The 10,545-nt window shown below is 36.8% G+C and carries 11 protein-coding genes; 9 read left to right on the top strand and 2 right to left on the bottom strand.

The window, feature by feature from the left end:
• On the top strand, positions 1–147 hold a 147-nt coding region (locus tag F0227_RS16460; protein ID WP_171753911.1), incomplete at its 5' end, for a RidA family protein.
• Positions 148–437: 290 nt separating this feature from the next.
• Entirely contained in the window at positions 438–869 is a 432-nt protein-coding gene (locus tag F0227_RS16455) for a hypothetical protein (protein ID WP_171754330.1), read from the top strand.
• 311 nt (positions 870–1,180) lie between these two features.
• On the opposite strand, the gene F0227_RS16450 is transcribed toward F0227_RS16455, so the two are convergent.
• Positions 1,181–1,936, bottom strand: coding sequence for a LytTR family DNA-binding domain-containing protein (locus F0227_RS16450; RefSeq protein ID WP_171754329.1), 756 nt, complete (start codon positions 1,934–1,936; stop codon positions 1,181–1,183).
• Between the two features lies 1 nt (position 1,937).
• On the bottom strand, positions 1,938–2,975 hold the full coding sequence (locus F0227_RS16445) for a histidine kinase (RefSeq protein ID WP_171754328.1): 1,038 nt from the start codon (positions 2,973–2,975) through the stop codon (positions 1,938–1,940).
• A 280-nt stretch (positions 2,976–3,255) separates the two neighbouring features.
• Between F0227_RS16445 and F0227_RS16440 the strand changes: the two genes are divergently transcribed.
• The 7 genes from F0227_RS16440 to F0227_RS16410 all read left to right on the top strand — a co-directional run bounded on the left by F0227_RS16440 (position 3,256) and on the right by F0227_RS16410 (position 10,372).
• A complete protein-coding gene (locus F0227_RS16440) occupies positions 3,256–4,128 on the top strand; it encodes a TRAP transporter TatT component family protein (RefSeq protein WP_216613445.1) in 873 nt (290 codons plus the stop codon).
• A 21-nt stretch (positions 4,129–4,149) separates the two neighbouring features.
• The gene (gene dctP / locus F0227_RS16435) at positions 4,150–5,160 is read left to right on the top strand and encodes a TRAP transporter substrate-binding protein DctP (protein WP_171754327.1); all 1,011 of its coding nucleotides are present in this window, start codon (positions 4,150–4,152) and stop codon (positions 5,158–5,160) included.
• Positions 5,160–5,687 (top strand): TRAP transporter small permease, encoded by a 528-nt coding sequence (locus F0227_RS16430; RefSeq protein ID WP_171754326.1) that lies wholly within the window; start codon positions 5,160–5,162, stop codon positions 5,685–5,687. The genes dctP and F0227_RS16430 overlap by 1 nt, the downstream gene beginning before the upstream one ends.
• Positions 5,684–6,961, top strand: a complete 1,278-nt coding sequence (locus F0227_RS16425; RefSeq protein WP_171754325.1) for a TRAP transporter large permease subunit — start codon at positions 5,684–5,686, stop codon at positions 6,959–6,961. Before F0227_RS16430 ends, F0227_RS16425 begins: the two co-directional genes overlap by 4 nt.
• Positions 6,962–6,973: 12 nt before the next feature.
• Positions 6,974–8,884, top strand: coding sequence for a serine hydrolase domain-containing protein (locus tag F0227_RS16420; protein WP_171754324.1), 1,911 nt, complete (start codon positions 6,974–6,976; stop codon positions 8,882–8,884).
• A 285-nt stretch (positions 8,885–9,169) separates the two neighbouring features.
• Positions 9,170–9,718, top strand: coding sequence for a VTT domain-containing protein (locus F0227_RS16415; protein WP_171754323.1), 549 nt, complete (start codon positions 9,170–9,172; stop codon positions 9,716–9,718).
• A gap of 33 nt (positions 9,719–9,751) precedes the next feature.
• Positions 9,752–10,372, top strand: a complete 621-nt coding sequence (locus F0227_RS16410) for a methyltransferase (protein ID WP_171754322.1) — start codon at positions 9,752–9,754, stop codon at positions 10,370–10,372.
• The last annotated feature ends 173 nt before the right edge of the window (positions 10,373–10,545 follow it).

Below are 10,545 nucleotides of genomic sequence, written 5' to 3'. Positions count from 1 at the left end.
GATGCAGTAAACGAAGTGTACACAACCTTCTTCAAAGGTGACCTTCCAGCAAGAACCGTTGTCGGTGTTTCTGAAGTATCTATGGGTGCGCTAGTACAAATTGATGCCGTGGTTTCTAACGGTGAAGGTACGCCTCCACAAGCATAATCGTTATCATCATTAATTTTAGATAACCGTTATTCATAAACGGCTAAGGGCTTACAAAGAGCGTTTAGCCGTTTTTTTACTAATTGACTCTAGTGATCTGATGATGCTTGAGTATAACCTTTATATTGGCAAACGTTTTTCGGTGGTGTACTCTTGTCGCAGGCTGATTGGACGCCTACCTCGCAAAAGCAAACGTACCAATGTCTTAGCAAAAAAATACAATCTATTCAGTTAATACGCTGAACAACTTCTGAAACCGATAGCGAGCAGGTTCAATAAAGGAGACAATTATGCGTATTGAACAAGCAAACCTTGCAGAACTTTGGCTATATGAAGCTAAGTTATTGCACAAATCAACCAAATCAGAACAACTTAGTCGCTCTCTACCAACTCTACGTAGATTACTTAGTTTTAATGTACTTGTTGGAATATCACTTCCTGAATTGCAAAAAAACAGCGCTATTATTCAGAGAAAACATCTCTTACAGCTTGTAGCAAAAGAGAACGGTTTTAATAGCTGGGTTGAATTTAAACAAATTCTTGAAACAGAGTCCGGTACATCTAAAGAGTACCTGCCGCAGCGATTAAAGCTTAAGAATATTGGTTATCCCGCACTGTGGTTTTCAACCATGGATGAGGCCGTCCTATACGCAAAAGAGCATGGTGGTGAGGTTGTTCCTGTCGGAACCCAAGCGGTAATCGCCACAAGCCATGTAGAATAAGTTATTGCCAGACACTAATCGCGACCATAACTTACCCCATTAGCGACAAACGCAAAAAAGCCGTAGCAAGTACTAACTTGTTACGGCTTTTCGTATATGGCACGCCCTAGAGGATTTGAACCTCTGACCACATGCTTAGAAATCTAACTTCAACCTATATTTTCATTGGTTTCATTTAACTTTACAACTAATTTCTTTTTTTATTATCAATGATTTAATATAATTTCGAGCACTTCATACGCTATCATTAAACGACGTTCAGTAACATTAAATAACACACCAGCCAGAAACAATTAACGATAAAAATTAATTCACCTCTTATTCTTAAATAGATTAAATTTCTTATTAAAATCCGTTTTAAATGTTTTGCCTACCGGAATGCTATGAGAATGAATAACTAATAAATTCCCTTTAACTTCTTTAATGTGCTTAAGAGAGACAATATAGGACTTATGAACACGAACAAAATCATCAGAAGGTAACTGTTTCTCCAACTCCTTTAGAGAATACAAGCCTAAATAATGCCTGCTTTGTGTTTGGAAACTGACATACTCCAGAGCACCCTCAACAAAAAGAATATCATCATAGAAAACTTTGTATTCTTTCCTGTTATCTCTGACAAACAGGAACCTCTGTGTGTCGGTATTCTGTCTGGTCGTTATATCAGCAGTGATTTTTGCAGGTTTATCATGCTCCAGTTTCCTTAATCGAATGATCTCAGTTGCTTTGTTAACAGCACTTATAAACCTCGGTAAGGAGAAAGGTTTGAGTAAATAATCCACTACATTAAGTTCATATCCTTGTAATGCAAACTCTTCATAAGCCGTTGTAAATATAATTGCGGAATTACCATTTATGCTTTTAACAAAATCAATTCCAGACAAATCAGGCATTTCTATATCGCTAAATATTAGGTCAACATCGTGACTTTGAATGTAATCAAGCGCATCTATGGCATTGTCAAAACTTTCTTTCAATTCCAGCTTCGGCATTTTATTGATATACTTCCCTAATAAATCTCTAGCCAAAGATTCGTCATCAACAATTATACACTTTACTATACTCATACTATTCAACATCCATCATTAGTTTGACCGAATATTCATCTTTAGATTTTTCAACCAACAATGTATATTTATCCGGATATAAGATATCTAATCGTTTTTTAACATTACTCAACCCAATACCACCGCTTGATATTAATAAATTATGCGAATCTAACTTGGGTATTGAATTTTTAGCAAAAAACACCAATTTATTATCCGCCATCTTAATTTCAAATTTAATCCAAGCGGACTTATCTCTGTCAATCCTGCTGTGCTTAAAGCAGTTTTCAACAAACGGCATAAGCAACATTGGAGATATTTTTATACTCTCCTCAAATTTATCCAATTCAAATGTAATGTTTTTTTCATCATTTGATTTTAACTTTTGGAAAATGATATAAGAGTTTAAATAACTAATTTCTCTCGACACCGACACTTTTTCATTGTTGCAATCATAAAGAACGTACCTAAGCATATCCGAAAGCATTAATATTTTTTCAGGCGTTGATTTATCTTCGAGAAAACTCATTGTATATACACTGTTCAAAGCATTAAAAAGAAAATGAGGGTTTATCTGATGCTTAAGAAAATCCAGCTCCGTCTTTAATTGCAACTTCTCTAAAGCTTCAATTTTTTCCCGTTGTTCTCTTTCTTTTACTAGTATGAAAAAAAATGTGCTGAGAAAAAAAGGAAAACCTAATACAACTAAACCCAATACCACCAAGCCTAGTATGGGAATTTCTGTTGCATTTTCAGTGGGCCTAGGCAAGAAACCGTAATTCACACATAACGCAGTAACTGAGATAGAAAAAAAGACAAATAGTATTAGGGTGGCTAAAGAAAAGGCCACATATTTTACAGATGAGTAATTGTACCTACTAAGCAGAACTCTTGTGTTTACTTGTATAAGAAGTGCCTGTAAGAGAGTGTAATGAATCGAAAAATAGAGTACCTCTTTAAATAAATCTTCACCTGTAGATAGGCTAGATAAAATAGAGAAGTATAACAAGGCTAATAATGGATAATAGACCAATGGTTTTTTGAGACTTTGAACATGCATATATTCACTCTTACAAAAAGTCAGGACTGTAGCAAAAAAAACCATCAAGTCAATATAGTATAGCCTAATTTCAATAAACCGCCCTATTTTTTCAATCTATGGACTTTCATGCTGCATAGATACTTTCAACACATTTAATTATTCAATTAAGTTTGTTTATTCATAAAACATTGAATAATTCATGCGGGACATTGATATTGCATTGGGTAGTTCTTTATTTATAAGTATTCTTACATAAATCAAATAATCATTTAAAAATAACCAGTGCCATAGAGAGTTTATGATGTTACAGAAAGCAGTAATAACTATTAATCATCGTGCAATATGGTTTCTATTGTGTCTAATCTGCTCTGGATGTTCCGTCGTTAAAGTAATGGATGTTGGCAGTAATATCCCTTATGGCATATTAAACAGTGATGACCTAGAAACGACTAAGGCTGGACTGCCTTCCTATTTACTTATGCTAGACGGTCTTCTTGAAACTTACCCGGAAAGTAAATCACTTTTAATGGCGGCTTCCTCTCTTAACGGTGCTTATGCCGGGGTATTTGTTGAAGATGAAGTAAGAGCCCGACGAATGGCAAATAAGGCATTTAATCTTGCAGTGAGAGCCATGTGTGTTCACAACAAGAAAGCATGTAATCCGAAAAGTATGTCGTTTTCAGACTTTGAGGACGTCATAGGGGAGATGAAAAACCAGAAAAAAGATGTGCCTGTTCTGTACTCACTAGGGACGGCTTGGGCCGGATATGTTCAGTCCAATAGTTCTGACTGGAATGTCATTGCTGATTTGGCAAAAGTTTCATTATTAATGGAACATATTTATGAACTGGATATGAGCTATGAAAATGGCATGGTTCCTCTCTATTTGGGCGTCTTGAATAGCCTTCTTCCTCCTGCTTTGGGCGGCAAGCCAGAAATCGCCAAAACGTATTTCGAACAGGGTATAGAGCTGTCACAAGGACAGAACTTAATGATTAAAGTCCTTTATGCTGAGAAATACGCGAAGTTAACATTTAACCGCCAATTGCACGACAAACTGCTTAACGAAGTCCTTAACACTACTCCTCACGTCCACGGTTTAACACTTCAGAATGTCTTTGCTCAAAAAGAAGCGCAAAGGTTGCTGGAACAAGCTGACGAATATTTTTAATTATATATAGAACACAAAATTATGTTTAAACAAAACCTTAAAACACTGATTACTTTTTTTCTTCTGTTGACTTGCTTTCCAGCATTTTCGCAGACATTTAAAATATCTACCCTTTACCCGGATGGTACAGAAATCCTCGTCGAACTAAAAAAGGCAGCGAAGGAAATACAAACAAAAACAGACGGACGAGTTAAGTTTAAGTTTTATCCTGGCGGCGTGATGGGTGATGACAAAGCCGTATTCCGAAAGATACGTATTGGTCAGCTACACGGAGCAATTTTACAAAGTGGCGCTGTTGCCCAGTTTTACAAAGACAGCCAGATCTATGTATCACCTCTTCTGTTTAAGAACTTTGAAGAAGTCGATTATGTTCGGTCAAAGATGGACCAGAAAATTATCGATGGATTGGATAAATCAGGCTGGACTACGTTTGGCTTAATTGATGGAGGCTTTGCGTATGCAATGTCCGGTCGTCCAGTAAAGAATATTGGCGATTTGAGAAAGCAAAAGCTGTGGCTACCTGCCAATGATCCGATTTCTGAAAAGATAGCAGAATCTATTGATGTTAATCCTATCGTATTAAATATTGGAGAAGTTCATACCGCTCTTCAGACTAATGCTATTAATGCTTTCGCTGCGCCTCCGATAGCCGCTCTTACTTTAAGATGGTCTTCCAAGGTGAGTTACATTACTGATATTCCCTTGATGTATGCATATGGCCTGATGACTATTCAAAAAAAGAGTTTTTCTAAGTTAACTCAGGAAGATCAGATATTGACACAGAACATTCTTTCTCAAGTATTCCAAAAACTCGATACCAACAGCCGTAAAGACAGTATTAAAGCCTTTAGCGCAGTACTAGGTCAAGGAGTCGAGCCTGTTGTACCTGACGAGAAAGATCAAATGGAATGGAAATTTTACGCTGAGAAAGTAACCAGAGATTTAGTCGCCAAAAAAGAATATTCACAAGAAATTCTCGATGAAGTTAGCCAACTTTTAGAAGACTTTCGAAATAAACAGCAGAAAATCTGATGCAAAATAACGCCAAAACTGTATCGGCTCATCCGGTAATCAAATATATACATGCAATCGAGGATGCTTTATTAGTTGTTATCCTGCTTGCTATGATTATTCTTGCCACCTTTCAAGTTGGTATTCGCAACTTGTTTGATGTCAGCATTCTATGGATAGATCCTGTTTTACGTATAAGCGTCCTATGGATAGGGCTGATCGGAGCAATGATTGCTAGCAGAAATAACGAGCATATTTCTATCGATATAGCCCAACTCTACCTTAGTAAAAAAAACAGACAGATAGTTGCAGTTTTTAATTCGTTCTTTACCTGCGTAATTAGCGTAATGGTTTGCTGGTACAGCTCTCATTTTGTCTGTGACGAATACATCTATGAAACGGTCGTATTTGGCAATGTTCCTTCTTGGTACTTCCAGATTATTATTCCTGTTGCATTTTTGGTTATCGCTGTCCGGTATGCCACTTTATTTATTTTTACACTACTAAGCATATTGCCAATAAACAGATATAAGGAGGCCTCCTTATGAGTTCATTGCTAGCCATCCCTCTTATCTTTATTGGAGGTCTTGGAGTTCCGCTATTTGCCATTATTTTGGCCGCCGCGGCTATAGGATTTTATTGCTCAGATATTCATTTGTCTGTTCTTGCCATTGAACTATATCGAATAACTGATTCTACGGTATTAATGGCGCTCCCGTTATTTACTTTTACAGGTTATCTTCTTAGTAAAAGCAATACCGCTGACCGATTAGTACGTGTATCTGAAGCTTCTCTAGGATGGATGCGCGGAGGTATGGTTATTATTGGCCTGCTAACTTGCGCCTTTTTTACCATGCTAACTGGCGGTTCTGGAGTGACAATAGTTGCTTTAGGAGGGCTTCTTTACCCTGCTCTTGTTAAATCCGGTTATTCCGACAAATTCAGTCTGGGACTCATTACTACGTCTGGTAGTTTAGGGCTGCTTTTGCCACCGGCCATTCCGCTTTTACTATACGGTATTATTGCTCAGCAATTGGATGTGCCCGGAGTTGAAATTATTGATCTATATAAGGCAGGAGCACTTCCTTTCCTCCTTATGATTACGGTACTTTTTCTTTATGGCCTATATGCGATAAGGCATAAAGAAATACCTCTGATACCATTTAATAAGCGAAAATTAATCTCTTCCCTTAAAGATATAATTTGGGAAGCAGCTATTCCAGTTGTCGTCATCTTAGGCGTGGGTTCCGGTATTCTGGTCATATCTGAAGTGGCCGCTGTTATTGCTCTATACGTGCTCATTATTGAAGTGTTTGTATACAAAGATATCAAGATCCGGCAGCTCCCCGGCATTATGAAAGAATCAATGGTGATGGTTGGAGGTATATTATTGATTCTTGGTTGCGCCTTGGCATTTACCAATTTTTTAGTTGATGCTCAAGTTCCAGATCAATTATTTAGACTAATTAACGAACATGTTCACAGTAAGGTTACGTTTCTCATCCTCTTAAATATTCTCCTTCTTTTTCTGGGAGCAATATTAGATATTTTTGCAGCACTGGTCATTATGGTTCCGTTAATTTTGCCGGTAAGCCAAAATTACGGAGTAGATCCTATCCATTTGGGCATCATATTCGTTGCCAATATGCAAATCGGCTATTTCACACCTCCAGTAGGAATGAATCTCTTTCTGGCTAGTTACCGTTTTAATAAATCAATCACACAGCTTTACGCAGCGACACTTCCATTTATGGCAGTTTTACTTTTAGCGTTGTTATTTATCACCTATGTACCTTGGCTAAGTTTGGTTTTCGTAAGATAAGTCGGAGAAAAAATGAGAATTTTCAAAAAACTAGTCGCAGTGATCTTTTTGGTGTTCTGCCCGCTAACCATTCTTAATGCAAAGCCCTTAGATCTAAATGATCATGATCTTATAGAGGCTTTTATTGATGGCTACGTAAAACCCACAATGCAACGAAAGAAAAGTGCTTCTGGTACAGTCACTATTGCCCATAAAGGTAGAGTTATTTTTGCTAAAGGTTATGGTTTTCAGGACAGGAAAACACGAACGCCAGTAATTGCAGATAAAACTCTTTTCCGTCCGGGTTCTGCATCCAAAATATTCACATGGATAGCGGTAATGCAATTGGTAGAGAAGGGAAAACTTGATTTAGATACTAACGTTAACTCCTATCTAAAAACATTCCAGCTTGAAGATACCTGGCCTTCACAACCCATAACATTACGCCATCTCTTAACACATACGGCGGGATTTGAAGATGTTGGCCTTGGATATTTAATGGTTACAAATCCAAATCGTGTTATGCCGCTATCCAAATCATTAAAGCTTTTTGAACCAAAACGTATTACTCCACCGGGAGAGGTCACTGCTTACTCCAATTATGGTACTGCGTTAGCAGGACTTATTGTGGCTAACGTATCTGGTTTAGACTTTAAAGCCTATATTCAACATAACATCCTTGATGTGCTTGGCATGAGCCGAACTAGCTTCGAAGAGCCATTACCTTCGCACCTAAAGGCGAGTATGGCTGTTGGATATCAGGCAGAAGCAACTGAATATGTGGCACAGCCATTCGAAATACTCGCTAACTTTGCTCCGGCGGGTAGCGCTTCGGCAACATCAACGGATATGGTCAAGTTAGGATTAGCGATGTTGAATGGTGGTCAATATCAAGGAAAAAGGATTCTGGAGAAAGACACGGTTCAGCAGATGCTGAGTCAGCAGTTTAGTATGGATAACCGATTACCGGGTATGGGATTAGGGATATATAGCACTCTAGCCAATGGAAACTTAGTTTATGGTCATGAAGGAGATACCGCTCAATTCCATTCGGAGTTAGTCATAGATCCAGAGCATGACCTAACCTATTTTGTCTCTTTCTCAGGCGCTGGTGGTGGGCAAGTGAGAAGTGATTTTAAACAAGCATTTTATAAAAAGTTCTTTCCTGTTAAACACGAGTTGCTAAGCGGCCCAAAGAATTTTTCTAATCGTGCAGACAAGTATTCAGGCAGTTATAAATTCTGGCGTAGTAACGTTTCAAGAGTTGGAAAAGTATTAGGCATTTCATCAACAATTAACGTCAAACCGGGAAAAGACAATACATTGATAATAGCATCTGGATCAGACGCAGCGCACTACGTAGAAATAGATAAAAACCTCTTCAAGCTGCCAGACTCCACTAGCCCTGGTGGTTTTGCTACATTAATTGCATTTCAGGAAAACCAAAAACAAGAGATTACTGGTATAACACTCGATAGCCTACCGTTTATGTCAGCCTATAAGGCGAAGTTTTATGAGCGCGGCAGCTTTAGTGGTTATCTTTTATTAATCTCTATGCTGTTGTTTGTTTTTAGCTTCTTACGCTACGTTTATCAACGCAGTTTAGTAAAGCACTGTTCTGTTCCAGAAAAAACGGCACATAAATCAGTCGCACTATTCTCTGCATTTAATCTGGTTGTATTTATTTCTGGACTTATCGTTTTTACTTCGCAAGCAAGTAAGTTTATGGGAATAATTCCTCTGGTATTTAAAGTTTGGTTAATTATGCCAATCTTGTCTACCATCATTCTTGTACATCAAATACTGAAAACTATTCATGTCTGGAAGGTAAAGTTATTACCCGGTCTATTTGCCCGTGTTCGCTATAGTATGGTAACGCTAGCTGGCGTGATTATGTTTTGGTTTTATTGGTATTGGAACCTCTTAGGATTCCAGTACCTGTAAAAACTGTTCACGTACTCAAACTAAAAAAATCAGATGCTATTATCAGCAGCATCTGATTTTTCAATCAAAGCCCTAAAAATTTCAATCAACCGCAAAATAATCCATCTCCATCAATGAAAATACAATAGCAATCAGTGAACTCCAAATAGAAACCTATCATTGATTATGTTGAGTGCTTAATTGATATTGAATTGATGCCATTCTCTTATATATGTAACCTTCCAATCAGACATTCAATTAAAGAAAAAAATCAACCAAATACATATTTAGTAACAAGAAATTATTATGATTAAAAAAGCAAAATACACAATTTACACTATATGGCTAACATGTATTGTCACACTGTTAATTTCATATGTAATCAACCCTAACTTATTTACCCCACAAAATATTAAGCTATTAGTGGAAACATATAGTAATGAACTGATGATTACCTATATTTCTGCAAGTTTAATAAGAGGGTTATTCTTAATCCCAAGCACACCTTTTGTAATAGTAGGGGCATTATTGTTTCCGGATGACCTGCTAAGTGTTCTGTTAATTTCTATCATCAGCGTGATGTTTTCAGCGACTTTATTGTACTACTTTTCAGATTTATTAGGCTTTAGCCAATATTTGGAAAGAAAGCACCCAGTATCAGTAAAGAAATGGAGATCGCGACTAAATAGCCGTAAGTCCATATTAGTCACTACAGGATGGGCATTTTTTCCATTAGTACCTACAGACTTGATTTGCTATGTCTCAGGAATTGTAGCAATGCCATTTACTCATATGTTTATCGGCATTTTCTTAGGTGAAGTTTCAATAATCAGCATCTATTTATTTCTAATTTAATTCCTATCGAAAGAATACAATTAAGGGCAGAAAATGAAATCATTTTTTAAAGAAGCGTTCCGTACGATTAAAACTAGTGGAACAATTAGACCAAGCTCTAATCGTTTAGTACAAAATTGTCTTAAAGGATTGGATTTCGATGGCGCAAAAACAGTTTTTGAATTTGGCCCGGGAGATGGCTGTTTCACTAAAAAAATATTAGACAACTTAAATGATGACGCTAAATTAATATCACTAGAAATTAACCAAAACTTTTACCAACATTGCATTGAAAAGTTCTCAACAAATAAAACTGTGAAATTTGTAAAGAAATCGGCACTGGATTTTGATAAAGAGCTTAGCACTTTAGCCACACGTAATATTGATATTATCATTTCAAGCTTACCTTTAAGTCTTCTAGAAGATTCTGAAGTTGATGAACTTATGAATAAAGTATACAAACATTTAAAAGATGGAGGCATGTTCGTTCAATATCAATATAGCTTAGGAAAGCATAGTAAATTAAAAGAGATTTTTGATCGTGTAGATGTAAGTTTAACTATTCAAAATTTACCTCCTGCTTTTGTATATAAGTGCCACAAGTTTGGCAAAACATTATCAGCTAACTCATTAGATCTAAATCAAGAGTTTAAGCTTGATGACATGGGGGTATAGTCAGTTATGGCAAATAAAAAATGGATGGCAAAGATAGGTGTAATCACTGTCACATTTTTTTTCGAATGGATTATTTTGCTCTTATTTTTTTATCCATAGGTTTTCAGAGACAAGGGTGAATTGAAATATGACTGAATATCACTGCAATTACGGTAATTCGGATGATGTTTAAC

The organism is Vibrio sp. 99-8-1 (genome assembly GCF_013114595.1).
Taxonomy (GTDB): Bacteria; Pseudomonadota; Gammaproteobacteria; order Enterobacterales; family Vibrionaceae; genus Vibrio.
Note: the sequence above shows the minus strand (reverse complement) of the source record. Positions and strands in the feature narration are given on the sequence as shown.

Bases quoted from the DNA above. Each gene is read 5' to 3' on its own strand.
- F0227_RS16455 (WP_171754330.1), top strand. From the start codon at position 438: ATGCGTATTGAACAAGCAAACCTTGCAGAACTTTGGCTATATGAAGCT.
- F0227_RS16450 (WP_171754329.1), bottom strand. From the start codon at position 1,936: ATGAGTATAGTAAAGTGTATAATTGTTGATGACGAATCTTTGGCTAGA.
- F0227_RS16445 (WP_171754328.1), bottom strand. From the start codon at position 2,975: ATGCATGTTCAAAGTCTCAAAAAACCATTGGTCTATTATCCATTATTA.
- F0227_RS16440 (WP_216613445.1), top strand. From the start codon at position 3,256: ATGATGTTACAGAAAGCAGTAATAACTATTAATCATCGTGCAATATGG.
- dctP (WP_171754327.1), top strand. From the start codon at position 4,150: ATGTTTAAACAAAACCTTAAAACACTGATTACTTTTTTTCTTCTGTTG.
- F0227_RS16430 (WP_171754326.1), top strand. From the start codon at position 5,160: ATGCAAAATAACGCCAAAACTGTATCGGCTCATCCGGTAATCAAATAT.
- F0227_RS16425 (WP_171754325.1), top strand. From the start codon at position 5,684: ATGAGTTCATTGCTAGCCATCCCTCTTATCTTTATTGGAGGTCTTGGA.
- F0227_RS16420 (WP_171754324.1), top strand. From the start codon at position 6,974: ATGAGAATTTTCAAAAAACTAGTCGCAGTGATCTTTTTGGTGTTCTGC.
- F0227_RS16415 (WP_171754323.1), top strand. From the start codon at position 9,170: ATGATTAAAAAAGCAAAATACACAATTTACACTATATGGCTAACATGT.
- F0227_RS16410 (WP_171754322.1), top strand. From the start codon at position 9,752: ATGAAATCATTTTTTAAAGAAGCGTTCCGTACGATTAAAACTAGTGGA.